The organism is Streptomyces ureilyticus (assembly GCF_011045025.1).
GTDB lineage: Bacteria > Actinomycetota > Actinomycetes > Streptomycetales > Streptomycetaceae > Streptomyces > Streptomyces ureilyticus.
The window spans coordinates 90,201-109,677 of record NZ_JAAKZX010000007.1; the positions used below are offsets into that span (position 1 = coordinate 90,201).

Annotated in this window: 17 protein-coding genes; 8 read left to right on the forward strand and 9 right to left on the reverse strand. The window is 69.6% G+C overall.

What is annotated here, in order from left to right; all coding sequences use genetic code 11:
- The first annotated feature begins 114 nt into the window (after positions 1–114).
- Positions 115–1,080 carry a multicopper oxidase domain-containing protein gene (locus G6048_RS03815; protein WP_165337981.1) on the forward strand — a complete coding sequence of 322 codons (966 nt, stop codon included), beginning with the start codon at positions 115–117 and terminating at the stop codon, positions 1,078–1,080.
- 54 nt (positions 1,081–1,134) lie between these two features.
- On the opposite strand, the gene G6048_RS03820 is transcribed toward G6048_RS03815, so the two are convergent.
- On the reverse strand, positions 1,135–1,353 hold the full coding sequence (locus tag G6048_RS03820) for a DUF397 domain-containing protein (RefSeq protein WP_165337982.1): 219 nt from the start codon (positions 1,351–1,353) through the stop codon (positions 1,135–1,137).
- Between the two features lie 391 nt (positions 1,354–1,744).
- On the opposite strand from G6048_RS03820, the gene G6048_RS03825 reads away from it, so the two are divergent.
- Positions 1,745–2,491: a phosphotransferase family protein gene (locus G6048_RS03825; RefSeq protein ID WP_165337983.1), complete on the forward strand. Its 747-nt coding sequence runs from the start codon at positions 1,745–1,747 to the stop codon at positions 2,489–2,491.
- 105 nt (positions 2,492–2,596) lie between these two features.
- On the opposite strand, the gene G6048_RS03830 is transcribed toward G6048_RS03825, so the two are convergent.
- Complete coding sequence (locus G6048_RS03830; protein ID WP_165337984.1) at positions 2,597–2,971, reverse strand: VOC family protein; 375 nt, start codon at positions 2,969–2,971, stop codon at positions 2,597–2,599.
- A gap of 193 nt (positions 2,972–3,164) precedes the next feature.
- Between G6048_RS03830 and G6048_RS03835 the strand changes: the two genes are divergently transcribed.
- Positions 3,165–4,304, forward strand: a complete 1,140-nt coding sequence (locus G6048_RS03835; RefSeq protein WP_165337985.1) for a PP2C family protein-serine/threonine phosphatase — start codon at positions 3,165–3,167, stop codon at positions 4,302–4,304.
- A 20-nt stretch (positions 4,305–4,324) separates the two neighbouring features.
- Here the strand turns inward: G6048_RS03835 and G6048_RS03840 are convergent, their stop codons facing one another.
- A complete protein-coding gene (locus G6048_RS03840) occupies positions 4,325–4,798 on the reverse strand; it encodes a diadenosine tetraphosphate hydrolase (RefSeq protein WP_165337986.1) in 474 nt (157 codons plus the stop codon).
- 122 nt (positions 4,799–4,920) lie between these two features.
- Between G6048_RS03840 and G6048_RS03845 the strand changes: the two genes are divergently transcribed.
- Positions 4,921–6,000 carry a LacI family DNA-binding transcriptional regulator gene (locus G6048_RS03845; RefSeq protein WP_165337987.1) on the forward strand — a complete coding sequence of 360 codons (1,080 nt, stop codon included), beginning with the start codon at positions 4,921–4,923 and terminating at the stop codon, positions 5,998–6,000.
- 218 nt (positions 6,001–6,218) lie between these two features.
- Here G6048_RS03845 and G6048_RS03850 read toward each other — a convergent pair whose 3' ends face one another.
- Together G6048_RS03850 and G6048_RS03855 are read right to left on the reverse strand one after the other, a co-directional pair.
- The gene (locus tag G6048_RS03850; protein ID WP_165337988.1) at positions 6,219–7,442 is read right to left on the reverse strand and encodes an MFS transporter; all 1,224 of its coding nucleotides are present in this window, start codon (positions 7,440–7,442) and stop codon (positions 6,219–6,221) included.
- Positions 7,439–7,783, reverse strand: coding sequence for a VOC family protein (locus G6048_RS03855; RefSeq protein WP_165337989.1), 345 nt, complete (start codon positions 7,781–7,783; stop codon positions 7,439–7,441). The genes G6048_RS03850 and G6048_RS03855 overlap by 4 nt, the downstream gene beginning before the upstream one ends.
- A 54-nt stretch (positions 7,784–7,837) precedes the next feature.
- Between G6048_RS03855 and G6048_RS03860 the strand changes: the two genes are divergently transcribed.
- Positions 7,838–8,281 (forward strand): MarR family winged helix-turn-helix transcriptional regulator, encoded by a 444-nt coding sequence (locus G6048_RS03860; protein WP_165337990.1) that lies wholly within the window; start codon positions 7,838–7,840, stop codon positions 8,279–8,281.
- 180 nt (positions 8,282–8,461) lie between these two features.
- On the forward strand, positions 8,462–9,130 hold the full coding sequence (locus G6048_RS03865; protein WP_165337991.1) for a class I SAM-dependent methyltransferase: 669 nt from the start codon (positions 8,462–8,464) through the stop codon (positions 9,128–9,130).
- Between the two features lie 169 nt (positions 9,131–9,299).
- Here the strand turns inward: G6048_RS03865 and G6048_RS03870 are convergent, their stop codons facing one another.
- Positions 9,300–10,526, reverse strand: a complete 1,227-nt coding sequence (locus G6048_RS03870; protein ID WP_165337992.1) for a glycoside hydrolase family 64 protein — start codon at positions 10,524–10,526, stop codon at positions 9,300–9,302.
- A 324-nt stretch (positions 10,527–10,850) separates the two neighbouring features.
- On the opposite strand from G6048_RS03870, the gene G6048_RS03875 reads away from it, so the two are divergent.
- The gene (locus tag G6048_RS03875) at positions 10,851–11,105 is read left to right on the forward strand and encodes a WhiB family transcriptional regulator (RefSeq protein WP_165337993.1); all 255 of its coding nucleotides are present in this window, start codon (positions 10,851–10,853) and stop codon (positions 11,103–11,105) included.
- 62 nt (positions 11,106–11,167) lie between these two features.
- Positions 11,168–14,941 carry a hypothetical protein gene (locus tag G6048_RS49175; protein WP_235989450.1) on the forward strand — a complete coding sequence of 1,258 codons (3,774 nt, stop codon included), beginning with the start codon at positions 11,168–11,170 and terminating at the stop codon, positions 14,939–14,941.
- A gap of 154 nt (positions 14,942–15,095) precedes the next feature.
- Here G6048_RS49175 and G6048_RS03885 read toward each other — a convergent pair whose 3' ends face one another.
- From G6048_RS03885 to G6048_RS03895, 3 genes are all read right to left on the reverse strand, one after another.
- A complete protein-coding gene (locus G6048_RS03885) occupies positions 15,096–16,073 on the reverse strand; it encodes an acyl-ACP desaturase (protein ID WP_165337994.1) in 978 nt (325 codons plus the stop codon).
- 207 nt (positions 16,074–16,280) lie between these two features.
- The gene (gene ddaH, locus G6048_RS03890; protein WP_165337995.1) at positions 16,281–17,057 is read right to left on the reverse strand and encodes a dimethylargininase; all 777 of its coding nucleotides are present in this window, start codon (positions 17,055–17,057) and stop codon (positions 16,281–16,283) included.
- 124 nt (positions 17,058–17,181) lie between these two features.
- Positions 17,182–19,470: an ATP-binding cassette domain-containing protein gene (locus tag G6048_RS03895; protein WP_165337996.1), complete on the reverse strand. Its 2,289-nt coding sequence runs from the start codon at positions 19,468–19,470 to the stop codon at positions 17,182–17,184.
- Between the last annotated feature and the right edge of the window lie 7 nt (positions 19,471–19,477).

Sequence of the window (19,477 nt, forward strand, 5' to 3'; positions counted from 1 at the left end):
AGGTACGACCGGAATGGCACGAACTTTGTCCTGAGTGTGGAAAAACGACTGCGGGGCCGCTACCGTCTCAGCGGTTCATCTCCGTAAATTCCGTACCAGGATGGGGAGTTCGGCATGGACAGACGCGGCTTCAACAGGCGCGTACTGCTGGGCGGTGCGGCCGTCGCGACATCGTTGTCTCTGGCTCCCGAGTCCGTAGGCACCGCAGAGGCAGCCGCGGAGCCGGTGAAGACCGCTCCGGCCGGCGGCGAGGTCAAGCGCATCAAGCTGTTCGCCGAGAAGCTCGCCGACGGCCAGATGGGCTACGGCTACGAGAAGGGCAAGGCGTCGATCCCCGGCCCGCTCATCGAACTCAACGAGGGCGACACCATCCATATCGAGTTCGAGAACACCATGGACGTGGCGGTCAGCCTGCACGTCCACGGCCTCGACTACGAGATCACCAGCGACGGCACCAAGCAGAACAAGAGCGACGTAGAGCCGGGCGGGACCCGTACGTACACCTGGCGCACGCACGCACCCGGCCGCCGCAAGGACGGCACCTGGCGCGCGGGCAGCGCCGGCTACTGGCACTACCACGACCACGTCGTCGGCACGGAACACGGCACGGGCGGCCTCCGCAAAGGGCTGTACGGTCCGGTGATCGTCCGCCGCAAGGGCGACATCCTCCCGGACGCGACCCACACGATCGTCTTCAACGACATGCTGATCAACAACAAGCCCGCGCACAGCGGCCCCAACTTCGAGGCGACGGTGGGCGATCGCGTCGAGTTCGTGGTGATCACGCACGGCGAGTACTACCACACCTTCCACATGCACGGTCACCGCTGGGCCGATAACCGCACCGGGATGCTGACCGGCCCCGACGACCCGAGCCAGGTCCTGGACAACAAGATCACCGGGCCTGCCGACTCGTTCGGGTTCCAGGTGATCGCGGGGGAGGGGGTCGGGGCGGGCGCGTGGATGTACCACTGCCATGTCCAGAGCCACTCGGACATGGGGATGGTGGGGTTGTTCCTGGTGAAGAAGGCGGACGGGACGATTCCGGGGTACGAGCCGCATGAGCCGCATGAGCACTGAGCCCTGCCGGTTCCTCCGAGAGGAAGCGGCAGGGCCCTAGCGGTCGTACGAGCGTCAGGCCTCCTGCCGCCCTGACGAGGCCAACCCGACGCATCCCGCCCAGGCCTCGCGCGACACCGTGACGACGGGTCCGGCGACGGCCTTGGAGTCCCGAACGTGCACAACTGCCGTACCGGCCGCGACCTCTACGCAATCGCCGCCCTCGGTTCCGCTGTAGCTGCTCTTGAACCAGACGCGGCCGGATGCAACGGTCGAGGACTCAGCGTTGTTCATGGCGACCCAGCAACCCTTCGACGAAATCCAGCGACTCTCGCGGACTGAGAGCCTGTGAGCGGATGATCCTCGCACCTGGCCGCCCGCTGGCACTGGCACCCGCGCCCCGAGGGGCCGGGCAAGACGGTCTGGGCGGAGTACGCGCTCCCCGAGCGAGCCATGCCGCGCGAGTGACTGCCCAGCTCACACAGGCCTTTGTCGTCGCCGGTGCTTCTCTGCACTTCACCAGCAAGGGAACACACTCGGTGTGGGTGCCGGGAAAATCGGTCGCGGCCGATGATCTGCCTCTGCAGACTGTCGCTCGTGCATCGCTTGATGGAGATCGCAGATCGGCTGGTGACCAGGACCTCGATGGTGAAACGACGATCACCCCCGGGGAGGCTGGTCGCCCATGGATGAGGTCAGCGTCGTCGTCGCCCATTCCGAGCGCGCGACCCTGCGCGTCGGTGACGTGTTCTTGAAGGTGGACGCCGATCAGGCGCGCCTCGACGTCGAGGTCGAGGCGATGGCCCTCGCGCCGGTCCCGACCCCGAAGGTCCTGTGGCGCAAGCCGCCCGCGCTCGCGATCGCCGCACTCCCGGGGGCGACGCTTGGGCGCCTCGGCGGGCCGTCGACCGGGTCGCCGACGGCGTGGGCCGCGGCGGGTGCCGCCATCCGGAAGCTGCACGACGCGCCCCTGCCGCCCCGGCCGGGCCGAGCCGGCCGGAGCATCGTCGCGCTGGCGGCGGAACTCGACGACGAGTGCAAGTTGCTCATGACGAACGGCGTCCTGCCCGCCGACCTGGTCACCCGCAACCGCCAGGTCGCCGAGGCCGCGCTCCGCCCGTGGACTCCGGCGTTCACACACGGCGACCTGCAGATCGCGCACGTCTTCGTCGACGGCGACGAGGTCACCGGCATCATCGACTGGTCCGAGGCGGGCCAGGGTGATGCCCTGTACGACCTCGCCACCTTCACGCTCGGACACGAGGAGCACCTCGACGACGTCATCGCCGGCTATGGCACCGACATCGACCTCGACGTGATCCACGCGTGGTGGTCGTTGCGCAGCCTGCTGGCAGTTCGCTGGCTGAGCGAGCACGGCTTCGACCCCTTCGCGCCGGGCTGTGAGGTCGACGTGCTGAGATCCCGGATGTGAGGCCGCGCGGGCCCCCGACTGCCGAAGTCCCCGCGCGACGGCCGATCCTGATCGCCGCGCGCCCCAGCGACTGCGATGGGCCGATGGCCCGATTGCCCGATGGACTCAGTGGAGGCAGAGGCAGAAGGGATGGCCGGCCGGGTCTGCGTAGATTCGCCAGTTGGCCTCCGGGCGGAGCTGGTCCGTCCGCTCCAGCACGGTCGCGCCGAGGGCGAGCGCCCGCTTCTCCTCGCCATCGAGGTCGTCCACGTCGAAGTCCAGATGGAGCTGCTGCGGACGCTCCTGGCCGGGCCATTCGGGCGCTCGGTAGCCGTCCACCCGCTGGCAGGCCAGCGGCGTCCCCTCGAACCCGTGTACCTCGACCCAGTCGGAATCCTCCGGATCCGCGACCACCCGCCCGCCGAGCAGCTCCGCGTAGAACTCCGCGAGCCGTACCGGATCGGCACAGTCCAACGCGACCATCTGCAGCTTTCGAATCACTTGCGACACCCTTCGCTCTTCAGCCGCTTCCGCGACGCCCCCGTACCGGAGGGGACGTACCCGCCGCGGCGGCGGGCATGCGCGGCGGCTTGAGCCGCCGGCGCCGACGTCGCCCCACGGGGAGCCGTAGGACCATCGCGGAAGCGGCGGCGTTGAGTGGAACAGTCGACTCCGGTGCGTCAGGCTGGTTGCCATGCGGTCACTCTTCCGCTCATCCGGCCCCTCGGGAGCGGGCGGTCACAGCCGGGTCCTCTTCAGACTCGGGCAGTGTCTGCCGTTCGTGATCGTTCTGTTCGCGCTGGGCATCGAACTCTCGCCCGCACACGATGTGATCACCGGCCCCATACTCGCCGCGATCCCGGCACTGGCGGCGCTGACGTTGGGCCCGAAAGGCACCCTCTCGGCAGCGACGGGAGCCTTCGCCGTCACCGTGATCACGGCCACCCTCCACCAGAGCTGGGGTGGCCAGGTCTACAGCAACCTCATGTCCCTCCTCGTGGTGTCGGTGGCCAGCGTCATGATGAGCAGTGCCGTACGTGCGCGCAGGCAGAGTGAGCTGGACCAGGTCCGCCGGATCGCCGAAGCGGCACAACGAGTCCTGCTGAGACGGGTGCCGGCCAGGCTGGGGCCGGTGCGGATGGCCAGCCTGTACCTCGCGGCAGAGGCGGGGGCGCAGATCGGCGGCGATCTCTACGCGGTGTCGCAGACCCGGTACGGGGTCCGGATGATCGTGGGCGACGTCCGCGGCAAGGGGCTGCCGGCCGTGCGCCTGGCAGCGGTCGTCCTGGGGGCGTTCCGCGAGTCCGTGCACTACGAGGACGAACTGACGGAGGTGGTGAACCACTGCGCGGCCGCGCTGGAACGGGAGTGCGCCGTGCCGGATGCGATCGATCCGACCGCCGCGGAACACGAGGCCGAGGATTTCGTCACCGCGCTCGTGGTCGAGGTGACCGACAGCTTCGCGGTCCAGGTGATCAACCGCGGCCACCCACCGCCGCTGCTGCTGCGCCGAGGCAAGGTCGAGGCCCTGATGCCCGCCTCACCACTGCCGCCCCTGGGCCTGGAAGAACTCATCACCATCCCTCCCGCCAAGGCTGACAGCTATCCGTTCACACCCGGCGACCGTCTCCTCCTGCACACCGACGGCGTGATCGAAGCGCGCAGCCCCGACGACGGCTTCTTCGCCCTCCCCGAGGCCATGGAAGCGGCGCATACGTGCAGCACGCCGGAGTTCCTGCACCAACTGCACCAGGGCTTGATCCGCCACACCGGCGGTCACCTGACGGACGATGCGGCGATGCTTCTTGTGGAACGGCTGGCCGTAGAGGATTGAGCGTCGGCGTTCCGGACGCGTCAGGACGCCAGTCCGTCCAGTTCCTCGCCGATCACCTCGCGCAGGGCGTCGTGCTGCGGACCAAGCGCATACCGCTCGTCGCTCCACCGCTCTCTCGGATACAGCCACACGGGCCTCCGTACGAGATCGGCCGGCTCCCAGTCGAACCGCGGCCACACGTGCGCATGCAGGAACGGGTCGGCGTTCCCGAGGATCTCCAGGTTGACGCGGCGAAAGGCCGGGTCCAGCCGCTTGCAGGCGCGTTCGACAGCCTCGCCCAGCCTCTCCATGTCGGACAGGAACGCCAGCCGCTTGCCCCGCGCAAGCTCCGACAGCCGCTGCACCGCAGGATCGTCCACTAGGAGCACCGAGTATCCCGGCAGGAACTGGACGTCCCCGATCACCGCGAACCCGGCGGCCAGCCTCCGGAGCACCGTGGGATTCTCGCCCCGAAGCGCGCTGCCGATCCGGTCGTTCCGCCAGTCATCCGTCATGATCGGTCCCTGCCCGCGACGGGGCCACTCGATGTGGATCCGGCAGGATCAGGGAGCGCTCTCAGCAGTACGGCGACCAGGAGTTATCCTGGCCCCGAACCGCTGCCCTGAGGAGTTCCGAGGTGTCCGAGTCGTCGACCGCGTCGCGCCCCACGTTGGAGGCGGTGGCGGCACGGGCGGGGGTTTCCCGGGCCACCGCGTCGCGGGTTGTCAACGGTGGTGATGGGGTGCGTGAGCCCCTGGTCGAGCGGGTCAGGCGTGCCGTCGAAGAACTTGGTTACGTCCCGAACCAGGCCGCGCGCAGTCTCGTCACCCGGCGGCATGACGCGGTCGCCGTGGTGATCGCCGAACCCGAGACCAGGGTGTTCGCCGACCCCTTCTTCGCGCTTCAACTCCGGGGCATCAGCAAGGAGTTGACCGCGCACGACTCCCAGCTCGTACTGCTGCTCACCGAGGGCCGCGACGACCATGCGCGGGTGGGCCGCTATCTGGCCGGCGGCCACGTCGACGGCGCGCTCGTCTTCTCCCTGCACCTCGACGACCCGCTGCCCGAACTGATCCACGGCGCCGGCGTGCCGACCGTGTTCGGCGGGCGGCCCGGCTGGGGCGACGGGACGCGCAGCGCCGCGTCTCCGGTGTATGTCGACAGCGACAACCGCGGTGGCGCCCGCGAGGCCGTACGCCATCTCGCCGCGCTCGGCCGTACGCGCATCGCCCACATCACCGGCGCCCTCGACCAGACCTCTGCGGTCGACCGGCTCGACGGCTTCCGCGACGTCATGGTGGACGCCGACCCTCGTCTGATCGCGGAGGGCGACTTCACACCGGCGGGCGGCGAGCGTGCGATGCGTCAACTTCTTGACGGTTGCCCGGACTTGGACGGCGTGTTCGCCGCGAACGACTTGATGGCTTCGGGTGCGCTGCGGGTGCTGCGGGAGCGGGGGCTTCGGGTGCCTGATGATGTCGCGCTGATCGGGTTCGACGACATGTTGCCGGTTGCGGAGCAGACCGACCCGTCTCTTACGACGGTCCGTCAGGACATCGAGGAGATGGGTCGGTTGATGGCTCGGCTGCTGTTGCGAGGGTTGAGCGCCGGGGCCGCTACCGTCGGGTCCGCCGGCGCGGGCTCGCAGGAGGGCTTGGTGGGGGCGCCCTCCAGCGTTGTCCTGCCGACGACGCTGGTGCGGCGCGCGTCCGCGTAGGGGTTCGCGGATGCCCCTGACGGCCCTCGGGGACCGAACGGAAATCAGCGGTAACGGGATGATCTCGGTTCCGGTTCGGTGACGTGCCCGCTTTGCCTGGTTACGAGGGAAAACCCGCTGGCCAGGCGCTCAGGGGCGCAGCGGAGCCCATGGCAGCTCACTGGATGTCGCACAGTGGAGTTGACTGGCAGCCACGCTCACGAGCCCATGGCCTTGTGCTACTGGGAATACTGGGGTTCGACGGCCGGGATTTTCGCCTGGTTGTTGGCTCGCCCCTCGGCGAAGGTGACCGTGGTGGCGAGCAGCGCCAGGACGGCAGCGGGAACGCCGAGCAGGGTGATCGAGAGCCAGTCCTGGGACAGACCGCCAAGTACGCCTCCTATCGCGACGCCGACGTAGATCGCGGAGGAGTTGAGGCCGAAGAGCAATGGTGCTGAGGCGGGCGCGATCGTCACCAGTCGGTGTTGCTGCACCACCGAGGCCATTCCGTCGGTGGCTCCCCAGATGGCGGTCCAGACGGTGGCGATGATCAGGTGGCTGACCGTGAGCGGGCTGATCGCGAGCAGCACGGTGCCGCCGACGAGTGCGGCGAGCGAGACTCTGAACGCTGAAAGCTTGTCTACCAGGGAGCCGGCGAGGAAGTTGCCGGCCAGGACGCCGACGCCCCAGGCGAAAAGGATCACGGTGAGCGCCTGGGGGAACGATGCTGTCGTGGCTTCGGCGGTCATCGCGCCGATGTAGGTGTAGACGGCGTAGTGGCCGGCCATCACCAGCAGCGTTGCCACCAAGATGGTGAGCACCTTGGTCTGACGCAACGGAGCCAGACGTGCGGTCAGGCTCGTCGCCGGCAACGCCACCTTGGGCAACGACACCGAGATACCGATGGCAGCAACGACGCCCAGGGCGGCGACGGCCCACAGTGTGAGGCGCCAATCGACACTGCCGATCAAGTTGCCCAGTGGCATGCCCAGCGCGGTGGACAGGGTCAATCCACCGATGACCAGCGCCATCGCACGGCCCCGGCGTTCTTCGGGCGTGATCGCGACAGCTGCGCTCGAGGCGGAGGCCGTGATCGTAGCGGCACCAAGGGCGGTGAGAATTCGAGCTGACAGCGCCATCGGATAGTTCGGGCTGAGCGCGGTCGCGATGTTGCCGAGGACGAACACGATCAGCGCCAGATGCAGAGCCTTGCGGCGATCCAGCGGGCTCAGCAGCCAGCTCAACACCGGCGCCGCGACAGCAAGTGTCAACGCGAACACCGTCACCAACTGCCCAGCCGCAGGGATGCTCACGTCAAGGTCGGCGGCGATGGCCGGCAAGAGCCCGGCCATCACGAAGGCGTCGGTACCGACCGCGAAGGTGGCCAACGCCAGCGGAAGCAGCGGCCTCACGAGGTGCCGGGACCCCTGTGGCCCCGGCTCGCCGGCATCGACGCGACTCAAGCGTGCTCTCCTGCCTCTTGGGACAGGCTGAACTCCACGCCCTGATCATCGGTGCACTGGGCGTACGCACCGGACGGGATCGTCACGGGATCCTCTGCCGTACCGCCAAGTTCGCGCACCCGAGTGACAGCAGCTTCGATGTCATCGACGGCGAAGAAGATCCGTGGGTGTCGCGACGAATCGTCGTGCGGTGCGCCGCCCATCGGCTCGGGCCCCTGGATCATCGAGTAGCCCGGGAAGTTGCCCTCGTGGAACGTCCAGCCGAACAGCGAGCCCCAGAACCGCTGGGTCGCTGCGATGTCGCTGCTCGGCACCTCGAAGTACGTGACGTTTCCGCTCATAACCTTGCCCCTCATGTCAGTGTGCTGACATCCACGCTATGTCAGAATGCTGACATGGAGCAAGAGACGGTCGGCGATCTAGAGCTATCTGTGGGTTACGTCCTCAAACAGGTGCACGCTTCGATGCGCACCGCGATGGACGAAGCCCTGCGGCCACTGGACCTGACCGTTCCCCAGTACGCGTGCCTCGAGCTGCTCGGCCAGACGCCCGGGTTGTCCAACGCGGAGCTCGCCCGCCGCGCCTTCGTCACCCGCCAGTCGATGAACCTCGTCCTGCGGCGACTACAAGAGCGCGGCCTGCTCACCCGGCCTGATCAGGCACCCCATGGGCGAGCGCTGCCGACCGAACTCACCCGGGACGGCCGGACGATGCTGCGCACGGCCAGCGTGGCCGTCCGCGCCGTCGAAAAGCAGCTGTTCTCACCCTTGTCCCGGGAGCAGCAGCTCCGACTACGTGAGGACCTCGCCGCATGCGTGGCAACTTCCCCCACAAGCTAGCCCGCGCCTGGCAGAACCCGCCATCGATCACCGCTGTACCGATGTTCCCCGAGGCCGAAGGCCCGCCGCGAGTACGAGAATCGCGTCAACGCCCTCACGAGTACAGCCGGGCCGTGATCAACGGCTTGGCGTTGACCGCTTTCCAACCCCAAGTCCGTTGCCCAGTCCTATCGTTGGCTGATGCGCGCACACTCCATTCACCGCCCGGCCGATCTCGACGCGGTACGTGAGTCCTATGACCGCGTGGCCGACAATTACGCCCACATGGTGGTGACGACGGGAGTCGGCGACATCCGTCGCCACCCATGGCTCAAGGCATCGATCGACGCCTTCGCCGACACGGTGAGCGGGCTTGGGCCCGTCCTCGACGTCGGCTGCGGCCCCGGAACGGTGACCGCCTACCTCGCCGAACGCGGACTCGACGTGTCCGGAGTAGATCTCTCTCCTCGCATGATCGAAAACGCGCGTCGACTTCATCCACAATGCCGCTTCAGTGTCGACTCGGCCACCGACCTCGACCTTGACGAGGCGTCACTCGGCGGCGTGCTCGGATGGTGGTCACTGTTCCACCTCCCTCGTGACGTCCTTCCCCAGGTTCTCGCCCTGTTCGCACGCGCGTTGAAGCCAGGCGGACACTTCATCACCGCCACACATGTCGGGGCCGAAGACGCAGTGCGCACCGAGGCCTACGGGGGCGTACCCGTGCGTTGGACGACACACAAATGGCGGCCAGAACAACTCGTGGACCTGATTGAACAGGCCGGCCTGCATCCGGTCGCCGAACTTCGGCTCCCTCCCGAGGAATACAGCGGGCCGGGTCTGGTTGTCATGGCCAAGCGTCCCGGCTGACGATCAGCCGCCGGAAGCGGCAAGGGCCCCGACGGGGCGCGTTTGCGCGAGCCGTAAGTGTCACAGCCCCGCGACCCTACGGCGCGCTGGTCGCGCACACGCGGCGGAGCCACAATTTGATACAGCCCCGCGCTCCTGGAGGGGCACCCTTGACCGCTGCCTACCAGGGCTAAGCCCCCACCGTCACCGTGAACCTCCGCGGGTTGCCGTCATGCGCCGCCCCCGACACATCCGGCTCGCCGTCCGGACGGACGTCGTCGTACGGGAAGGCGTAGCCGATGGGGGAGTTGGCGTGCACCACACGCGACCAGTGGTTCGTGACCTCGCCCTTGTAGTAGTCGGCCGCCGTCGCGCCGTTCGGCTGGGTGGGGTGGGTGAGCATGATGGAGCGGTTGAAGCCGGCGGCCAGGCGGGCGAGGAGGGCTTTCTTCTCGTCCGGGTCGTTCGGGTTGTTGGTGAACGGGCCGTGGTTGCAGGTGAAGATGTCCTTCGACGTGGGCTTGGCGAAGGTGTGGCCGCCGTCGAAGGTGAGGGTGTCGCCGCTGACCCGGCCGGTCAGCACGCCCCGGCCGCCCTGTAGATCGATCTTGAGGTCGGTCGTGCGGTACTTCTCCCAGACCTGGTCGATGTAGCTGTTCCAGACGTCGCGGAACGGCATTTCGGCGGGGCGGTCGAAGTAGGGCGCCATCAGGTTCTGCGGGGACATCACCCGCAGTACGTCACCGCCGTCGCCCCGGATGACGAGCTTGTCCCAGGGCTGACCGTCCTTCGCCGCCTGCGCCGCGAGATCCGACGCGATCTTGTCGACGGCGCCGTCGGGCAGCGGCGCGACGGTGTGCGTGGCGTCGCCCTCCAGGGTCAGACCGATCGGCAGCGCGGTCACCAGGTCGACGTAGCTGATGTTCGCGTACAGCTGCTGAGGGTTGAACGTGAACTCGCAGAACGACCACGTCTTGCCGTAGTTCGCGTCGGTGGGCGTGGCGAAGGCGGGCTCGACCAGTGCGGGGCCCGGGTTGAGGAAGAAGTCGAGCGTGTCGTCGCGTACGAAGTAGACCCGCGCGCCATACATCTGAGGCAGCGTCAGCACCTTCGGTGCGGAACCGGCGGAGCCGAGCGGGATGGCGCAGTCGACCGGCAGCGGGGTCTGGGGCGCCGCGGGCGACTCGGGCCGGTAGACGCCACCGTCGGCCCGCAGCAGCACCCAGTTGCCGGTGGACTGCTCGTGCCCGGTGACGTACGCGCGGACCGTGCCCGGCAACGAGGCGTTCCGCAGGGCGAGTTCACAAGTGGCGGGGGCGGCCTTGGCGGCAGGGCTGAGAGCGCTTCCCCAGGCGGGGTAGGTGGCGGCGGTTCCTAGGGCGGCGGCTCCGGTCAGGAACGTTCTGCGTGAGATCACGGAAGGTCTCCTGCGGTGTGGGGGGTTGCCGAGCGGGCCGATGTATGGGGGGATCGGCCCGGCTCCTGCGGTCTGCACCAATGTCCCCAGGGCGAGTTGAGCCGTCAAGGGTTATGACTGAGAGCGCTCCCAAAATCTTCGCGCGTTCAGAAGTTGACGAGAGAACTTGACGAGAGGACTACTGCGCCCCGTTTCGCCTCGCCCCTGGACGCGAGCGCAGGACTGACCGCACAAGCGGTCACGCTCTGTAGAGGTAAACAACTCCTCGCACCCGTTGATCTCACGTTGAGCGAACGTTTTTCGCCGCTCGGCACCCTCTGAGCCATGCACTTCGAAAGCATCGCCGCACCCGACCTCTCCTGGCAGGAGCAGGCGTTGTGCGCGCAGACCGGGGCCGATTTCTTCTTTCCCGAGCCGGGCAGTTCGGTGCGTGAGGCGAAGCGCATCTGCGGGCTGTGCGAGATGCGGCCCGCCTGCCTCCAGTACGCGCTCGCCAACGACGAACGGTTCGGCGTCTGGGGCGGCCTGTCCGAGAAGGAACGCCTCAGCCTCCGACGGACGCACCAGCATCAGCAGTAGGCGGACCCCCGTTTCCCGAAATTCTGTCCACGTAGCGGCCATGGGCATGCAGAATCCAGCGCATGCCCAGCACCCCGCAGTACGAGGCCGACGACGAGTCCGATGGCGCGGCCTATGACGAGGCCGAGAGCCTGCTGAACGCCCTCGACCCGCTTCCGTATCCGCAGCGCATGCGTGAACTCGCCACGCGCGTACGGGACTTGCACCACCCGCTGCGGCCCGTGCTGGAAGCCCTCGAACCCCGCGGTCCTTACGAGCGCGGGGTCGCCATCATCGCGGCCTCCATCGCCCGTGACGCCGAGTGGATCGCGGCACACGTCGCCGACCCCGATCCGTACATCCGAGGCCACGCCCTGCGCGTCGCCGACAGCCTTCAAGTCCCCGACAACGTCTACGAGTCGGCGCTCGCCGACGCGCCCGAGGCCATCCGCCGCGGACTGCTGCGCGCGATCGCGGTCGGGCGGGGGCGCACCGCGCTCGCCGACCGGCTGATCGACGGTCTGCGACGCGACTGGGGCGACGCGGAGGCGGCCCGGCTGCTGCCCGGCTGTTCGGCGGACACGGTCGCCCGCCTGCTGCCCGCACTGTTCCACGCGGCCACCGGCTGGCGGCAGCTCGCCAAAAGACACCCCCACGCTCTACTCGACGCGACGGAACGGGAGTTGACCAGGCTGCCCGAGGCAATGCGCGGCACCTGGTGGACCCGTTACGCGGACGCCGTGGCCGCCGTGGCTCCCGCCGAGCCCCTCCGCGTGCTCGACCTCCTCGAAAGCCTCGGCCCGGCAACCTTGCCGCAGCAACTCCGCGCCCACATACCCGCGTTCGCCACCGCCGACCCACAACGCATGGTGCGGCTGATCCTCACGCCCGCCTGGTCCGGCGCCATCGGCGTCTACTCGATGAGCGCCAGTGTGCGACGCCGCCTGGCTCGCTCCGGAGCGCCCGAACTCATCGCGTACGGCAGGACATTGGTGCCGTACGGCCGCCTTCCCCCGCTCCTCAAAGCGCTGCCGCCCGCGCAGCGGCACGCCTTCTACACCGAGGTGTACGAGAGCCGGGGCGCCGGACCCCTCGACGAGAGCCTGCTCGAAGCGCTGCCCCGCAGCCATGTCGCCGACGAGGCCCGCCGGATGGCCGCGACAGCGCGCGAAGGCGGCAGCCGGGAGATGCAGGTTCTGCGCTACGAGTCCTTCCTGCCCGTCGCCGAGGTCCGCGAACGGCTCGTCGAGGCCACCCGGCGTCCGGCCGGCGATGACCGCGCCGAGGCCTGGCCGTTGCTGGTCCTCAACGCGGACCGCTCCGGCGACCCCGAGGCCGTCAACTCCGTACTGGAGGAGATGGGGCGGCTCCGCAACGAGCAGGACCCGGTGCGCGAGGCGGCGCTCGGAGCGCTGGCCCGGGTCCGGCCTGCGCTGTTCACCGAGGACGCCGAACCACGCCTCGACCGCATCGCCGTCGACGCCGTCCAGGCGCCCGACTCCTCGTCCGACAGCCGATACCACCTGAGCCGGCTCGCCGTCGGTGTGCTGCGCGAGCACGCGGCAAGCGGGCGGCGGGAGTTGGTGAACTGGGCGCTGCGCACCCTGGTGCGGATCTCCGGCAACACCGGCGCCGCCGATCTCGGCCGCCTCGACCACACGCTGCGGCGCGGCCAGGAACACCAGGTGTACGAAGCGCTGCGCCCCTGGATCGAGGCGGGTGCCGAGAAGTCCGACTACAGTCTCGCCTTCGCACTCGCCCGGGCTGTGGGCCGCCGCGCAGCCGGCATGCCTGAGCTGCAGGAACTCCTGTGGCAGGCGATCCGTTACGGCCGCGAGACGACCGCACGCGAGGCGGTCGACCTGTGGCTGGAGCCGCCCGCGACCCGGAGCGAGCGCGCGGCCCGGATCCTCGCCGTTGAGCCGTCCGCCGGTGCGCTGCCGCCGGTCCAGGCGATCGTCACCCGGTGCCGTACCGACCTGCTCGACCTGCTGCTGGCCGACACCCCGCCGTACGGCCGCTTCCTGACCAAGGGCAGCCCTTGGGTCATGGGGGTTCCCCCGGACGGAGTCCGGGGGAGGGTGGACCGCGATATCCGGCGCTGGGTGCCACGCCAACAGCAGGCGGTGGCACGGCAGTTGGCGGCCCTCGCCGAGGACGACGGGCTCCCGCTGTGGGAGCGGGCTACAGCGATCGAGCAGAGTGCGCTCGTGCCGGGCATCGGCGCCGATCTCGTACGCCGCTGGACCGTCTCCGAGGATGCCGTCCTCGCCGAAGCGGCCCTGGCCGCCCTCGCCCGCACCGACCGGCCCGCCGACGCTCTGCCCGAACTGCTCGCCCACGCGGGCGGCGAGCACGCGCGCGTGGCGGTGTACGCGGCCACGCAGGCGTCCCGGCACGCGGCCCCCTCCGTCCTCGCCGAGCCACTCCGCGCCATGCTGCTCGGACCGGACGTCAAGGTGACCAGCCGCAAGGAGGCCGCCCGCCTGGCCGCCGTACGCCTTCCGGTGCCGCGGGCTGCCGAGCTGCTGACAGAGGCGTACGCCCGCGAGGGCACCCATCGCGACGTACGCGCCGCCTGCGTCGCCTTCGCGGGCCCGCTGCTCGCGGAGGAGGCGGTGTGGGGGCTGCTGGGCGATGCCGCGGGAGCGGAACCCGTCCTGCGCACGGCTGTTCTCCGGGTCTCGCCGCTGGACCTCTCCGAGCCCCACCGCGAGCGGTACGCCCGCCTGGTGCGCGACGTCTGCGACACCGGCGACCCGGAGACGGCGACCCTGGCCTTCGACGCGCTGGCCCGCTGGGCGCCGTGGTCGCCGGACGCGCCGACGGTGCTGGCCGACGCCGCCGCGAACTTGGCAGAGCGCGTCTCCTGGCACGCCGCCGCGAACGGCCTCGTGACGGCCGCGGCGGGATCGGAGCGGGGCGGCGAAGGCCTACTGCGAGCGCTGCGGGCGCTGGCGGAGGCGGAGGGAGCGGCCCCGACCGGGGCGGCATTGCCCGGCGTCGGGGGTGCGGCCCCGACCGGGGAGGCGCTGCGCGGCACCGGGGGCGCGCCGCCGGTCGCGGAGGTCCTGCATGACGTCGAGGGCGCGCTCCCGACCGCGGACGCCTTGCAGGACGTCGAGGGTGCGGCCGTGAGGCCCGTGCATGACGTCGAGGGTGCGCCCTCCTCTGTGGAGGCCCCGCACGACGCCGAGGATGCGGCCCCGACCGGGGCGGCACTGCACGACGCCGAGGGAGCGCCCTCCGCTGTGGAGGTCCCGCACGGCGCTGAGGGTTTGGCCCGGGCCGTGGTGTCCCTGCACGGCGCCGAGGGTGGGCTCCCGCCCGTAGAACCCCTGCACGACGCCGAGGAACAACGCGACCGCCCCGCCCGCCGCCGTATCGAGAACCTCGTCCTCCGCCTCAGTCTGCACGGCAGAACCGCCCCGCGGCCCATCCGCCCGGCCGCGCTCGCCGCGAGCGAACTCCTTGCGGAATACGACGACTTCGTTCCGCAGGCCGCCGAGATCGTCGCGTTCCACCTGGACCTGGACACGGAACCGACGCGACTCGAGGACCTCGCCGCCCTCACCGAGAGCCGCCCCGCGCTCGCGGCCCGCATGGCACAGGAAATCGGCGATCGCCTGCGCCGCCAGGTGCACGAGGGCGACCCCGAGGCCCTGCTGCACGTCGCCCGCCGCCTGACCGCCCACGGCGGCCACGCCCAGGGCCTGCTCGCCGTAGCCCTCACGAGCGCCCTCGGCAGCCGCACCGGCTGGCCGGCCCCCTGGCGCGAACACCTCAGACACCTACGCCGCCACGCACTGCCCGACGTCCGCGACGCGGCACTGGCCGTGGTGACGGCGCACGAATAGGCGCCTGGCTCCCGCACGCGGCACTGACGGTGGTGACGGCGTACGAAATTGGCGCGCGCCCGACGTCAGCACGCGGCACTGGCGGGTGGTCACGGCACACGAATAGGCGCCCAGCGGATGGGCCGGGCGCCTGCGGGGCTCGTACGGGGTGGTGTTACGCCTTGGCGCGCGCCGCCATCCGGGCCTTACGCGCCGCCAGCTTCTCGTCGAACTTGGACGCCTCCGCGTCCAGGCCGCCCATGTACAGGCCGATTTCCTCCTGCGCCTTGAGGCCCTCCGGGCCGAGACCGTCGATCTCCAGGACCTTCAGGAAGCGCAGCACGGGCTGGATGACGTCGTCGTGGTGGATGCGCATGTTGTAGACCTCGCCGATCGCCATCTGCGCGGCGGCCCGCTCGAAGCCGGGCATCCCGTGACCGGGCATGCGGAAGTTCACGATCACGTCGCGCACCGCCTGCATCGTCAGGTCGGGCGCGAGGTCGAAGGCCGCCTTCAGCAGGTTGCGGTAGAAGACCATGTGGAGGTTCTCGTCGGTCGCGATGCGCGCCAGCATGCGGTCGCAGACCGGGTCACCCGACTGGTGGCCGGTGTTGCGGTGCGAGACGCGGGTCGCCAGCTCCTGGAAGGCGACGTAGGCCACCGAGTGCAGCATCGAGTGCCGGTTGTCCGACTCGAAGCCCTCCGCCATGTGGGCCATGCGGAACTGCTCCAGCTTGTCCGGGTCCACCGCGCGCGAGGTGAGCAGGTAGTCCCGCATCACGATGCCGTGCCGGCCCTCCTCGGCCGTCCAGCGGTGCACCCAGGTGCCCCAGGCGCCGTCACGGCCGAAGAGGCTGGCGATCTCGTGGTGGTAGCTGGGGAGGTTGTCCTCGGTGAGCAGGTTCACCACCAGCGCGATCCGGCCGATCTCGGTGACCTTGGACTGCTCCTTCTCCCAGGCCTCGCCGTCCTCGAAGATGCCCGGGAAGTTCCGGCCGTCGCTGAACGGCACGTACTCGTGCGGCATCCAGTCCTTGGCGACCTTGAGGTGCCGGTTGAGCTCCGTCTCGACAACTTCCTCCAGCGCGTACAGCAGACGTGCGTCGGTCCAGGCGGAGGACGGGCTGCCGAGGTGAGGGGAAGTGATCGTCATGGGTGCTCCAGGGGGACGTACGAGCAGAGGGCGCGAACCTACGGCATCGTAGGCTACGAAACCGTAGGTTACGACACCGTAGGTTAAGGGCGCTATAGGGGGCCCCCACATTGGTGAACGGCCCCTGAACAGCGGGATCTATGAGACCGAGCCTGCCTCACACGGACCCGCAGGTCCCCGGCGGCGCAGGCACCCGGGCCCGGCCGGTCAGGCATAGAGATCCCGTACCCGGACCGAGAGGCATGTCACACAGCCCTCGAGCTTCTCGAACTCGCTGATGTCCACGAGAACGGGCTCGTGGCCGAGATCGGCGAACAACTCGGCGGTCTTGGGCGCGCTCGCCGCCATCAGCAGTTTTCCGCCACCCAGTTGGACGACATGCGCGCCGGACTCCTCCGGCACCGACAGGAAGCGCGGGAACAGGGACGGGGTGTCCACCAGCGGCTCGTGTCCGATGACCGTGCCGTCGGGCAGCGCGGTGACCGCCGACTTCAGATGCAGCACCTTGCTCACCGGTACGGCGACGACCCGGGCACCGAGCGGTTCGAAGGCGGCTCGCAGCTGTTGGATGCCCGCCGCGTTGGTGCGCCCGCCGCGCCCCACGTACACGGTGTCGCCGATCTTCAGGACGTCGCCGCCCTCGAGGGTGCCCGGCTCCCACACCCAGTTCACCGAGCAGCCGAGCCGGGCCACGGCCTCCTCGACCCCCGCGGTCTCCTCGCGCCGCGACTCGGCGCCCGGGCGCGCGATGAGCGCCACGTTACGGAAGACGACCACCGTGTCCTCCACGAACACCGAGTCGGGACAGTCGTCCTCGGGATCCACCTCGATGGTCTCCCAGCCGTGCGCGGCCAGTGCCTCGACGTACGCCTCCCACTGCCGCATCGCGAGCTCGGCGTCGACCGGTTCCCGCTCGATGTACGTGACCAGTCCTTCGGCCAGTCGGGGGCTGGGTCGGCGGATGAGGGCCTTCTGGCTGGGCACGCGCGGGTCTCCGAATCGAAGGGTTCGCAGGGGGTGTCTGCGCACATCATGCAGCCCGTGCCCCGTCCGGCAACAGCCCCCTTGGTCAGCGCTCCGGCGCCCGGGACCCGCGTCCCCCTGCGGCTCAGCCCGTGCCGACCGCCCGCCGCAGGTGTTCGGCCGTGAACGACTCCTCCGCGTCGAGCAGCCGGCGCGGCGGCCCTTCGAAGATCACCTGTCCGCCGTCCTTGCCGCCATCCGGCCCCAAGTCGATGACCCAGTCGGCGTGCGCCACGACGTCCAGGTTGTGCTCGACCACCAGGACGGTGTTGCCGCTGTCGACCAGCCGGTCGAGGAGGGCGAGCAGCCCGTCGACGTCCGACATGTGCAGCCCGGTCGTCGGCTCGTCGAGGACGTACACCGCGCCCGTCCGATGCAACCTGGTCGCCAGTTTGATCCGCTGCCGCTCCCCTCCGGAGAGCGTGGACAGGGGCTGACCCAGCGTCAAGTACGTGAGCCCCACGTCCCGCAGGGCGCGCAGACGGCGGCGTACACCCGTGTCCGCGAAGAACTCCAGCGCCTGATCGGCCGTCATCTCCAGTATGTCGACGATGGAGTTGCCGCCCACAGTCAGCCGCAGTACCTCGTCCTTGAAGCGCCGTCCCTCGCAGTCGGGGCAGGTCGTGGTCACCGGATCCATGAACGCGAGATCCGTGTAGCTGACCCCGCGCCCCTGACAAGTCCCGCAGGCGCCTTCGGAGTTGAAGCTGAACAGCCCCGGCTCGGTGCCTGTCTCGCGCGCGAAGAGCCTTCGTACGGTGTCCATGACGCCGAGGTACGTCGCCGGGGTGGACCGTGCCGAGATGCCGATGGAGGACTGGTCGACGACGACCGTGTCCGGGTGGGCGGCCGTGAACGCCTGAGAGACGAGCGTGCTCTTTCCGGAGCCCGCGACACCGGTCACCACGGTCAGTACACCGGTGGGGAACTCCACCGTGACGTCCCGCAGATTGTGCAGGTCCGCGCCCTTCACCCACAGCCCGCCGGTGGCCTGCCGCGGGCGCTCCTTCAGCTCGGTGCGGCGGCGCAGGCAACGGCCCGTGAGGGTGTCGGCCGCCGCCAGCTCGCCCGGTGTTCCCTCGAACACCACCTGCCCGCCGGCCGCCCCCGCCCCGGGCCCCAGGTCCACGACATGGTCGGCGAGGGCGATGACGTCCGGGTCGTGCTCGACGACCAGTACGGTGTTCCCCTTGTCGCGCAGCCGCAGCAGCAGATCGCCGAGGCGGCCCACATCGCGCGGGTGCAGCCCGACGCTCGGTTCGTCGAAGATGTACGTCATCCCGGTCAGGCTCGAGCCGAGATGCCGCACCGTCGTCAGGCGCTGGCCCTCGCCGCCGGAGAGCGTGACGGTCTCCCGGTCGAGGCTGAGGTAGCCGAGCCCGATCGCCTCGATCCGCTCGAGCGAGGCCACGGCCGCGCCCGCGATCGGACCGGCGACGGGATCGTCGATGTCCCTCAGTACGGTGATCAGGTCGCTGACCTGCATCCGGGTGCAGTCGGCGATGGACAGTCCGCCGATGCGGGTGGCGAGCGCCGCCGCGTTCAGCCGCGCCCCGTGGCACACCGGGCAGGTGTCCTCCGTCAGGAAACCCTGCACCAGGTCGCGGCTCTTCTGGCTGAGCGCCGACAGGTCCCGCTTGAGGTACAGCCGCTCGAAACGGTCGGCGAGCCCTTCGTAGTCGGTGTTCCAGGTGCCGCCGGAACCGCTGATGGCGACTTTGCTGCCGGGACGCCCACGCAGCAGGAACTCCCGCTCGGTGGCGGTGAATCGGCCCACCGGCTTCTGCTGGTCCAGTTCGGTGGTGTTCAGGTACGCCTGCCCCTGCCAGGTCGCCACGGCGAACGGCGGGAAGCGGATCGCTCCGTCCGCGATCGACCGCTCCGGGTCCAGGATGCGGTCCCAGTCGGGCCGGACTGTGCGCCCGAGGCCGTCGCACTCGGGGCACATGCCCGACGGATCGTTGAACGAGTACGCGGTCGCCGGACCCGCGCTCGGCGTGCCGTACCTCGAGAACAGCACCCGGATCACCGAGTACACGTCCGTCATCGTGCCCACGGTGGACCGGGAGTGACCGCCGACCGGCCGCTGGTCGACGACGATCGCCGGAGAGAGATCGTCGATCGCCTCCGCGTGCGGCCGCTCGTACTTCGGCAGCCGGTTGCGGATGAACCAGGTGAAGGTCTCGTTCAGCTGGCGCTGCGACTCGACCGCGATCGTGTCGAAGACGACGGACGACTTCCCCGATCCCGAAACGCCGGTGAAGACGGTCAGCCGGCCTTTCGGGATACGGAGGGTGACGTCGCGGAGGTTGTTCTCCCGTGCTCCTTTGACCTGGATGAACTGATGATGAGTACCGGTGGTCAGTTGGCTCATGCCGGCG

Coding starts and splice junctions, on each gene's coding strand:
- G6048_RS03895 (WP_165337996.1), bottom strand. CDS start 19,470: ATGAGCCAACTGACCACCGGTACTCATCATCAGTTCATCCAGGTCAAA.
- G6048_RS03825 (WP_165337983.1), top strand. CDS start 1,745: ATGGATGAGGTCAGCGTCGTCGTCGCCCATTCCGAGCGCGCGACCCTG.
- G6048_RS03865 (WP_165337991.1), top strand. CDS start 8,462: ATGCGCGCACACTCCATTCACCGCCCGGCCGATCTCGACGCGGTACGT.
- G6048_RS49175 (WP_235989450.1), top strand. CDS start 11,168: ATGCCCAGCACCCCGCAGTACGAGGCCGACGACGAGTCCGATGGCGCG.
- G6048_RS03820 (WP_165337982.1), bottom strand. CDS start 1,353: ATGAACAACGCTGAGTCCTCGACCGTTGCATCCGGCCGCGTCTGGTTC.
- G6048_RS03835 (WP_165337985.1), top strand. CDS start 3,165: ATGCGGTCACTCTTCCGCTCATCCGGCCCCTCGGGAGCGGGCGGTCAC.
- G6048_RS03855 (WP_165337989.1), bottom strand. CDS start 7,783: ATGAGCGGAAACGTCACGTACTTCGAGGTGCCGAGCAGCGACATCGCA.
- G6048_RS03815 (WP_165337981.1), top strand. CDS start 115: ATGGACAGACGCGGCTTCAACAGGCGCGTACTGCTGGGCGGTGCGGCC.
- G6048_RS03860 (WP_165337990.1), top strand. CDS start 7,838: ATGGAGCAAGAGACGGTCGGCGATCTAGAGCTATCTGTGGGTTACGTC.
- G6048_RS03875 (WP_165337993.1), top strand. CDS start 10,851: ATGCACTTCGAAAGCATCGCCGCACCCGACCTCTCCTGGCAGGAGCAG.
- G6048_RS03885 (WP_165337994.1), bottom strand. CDS start 16,073: ATGACGATCACTTCCCCTCACCTCGGCAGCCCGTCCTCCGCCTGGACC.
- G6048_RS03840 (WP_165337986.1), bottom strand. CDS start 4,798: ATGACGGATGACTGGCGGAACGACCGGATCGGCAGCGCGCTTCGGGGC.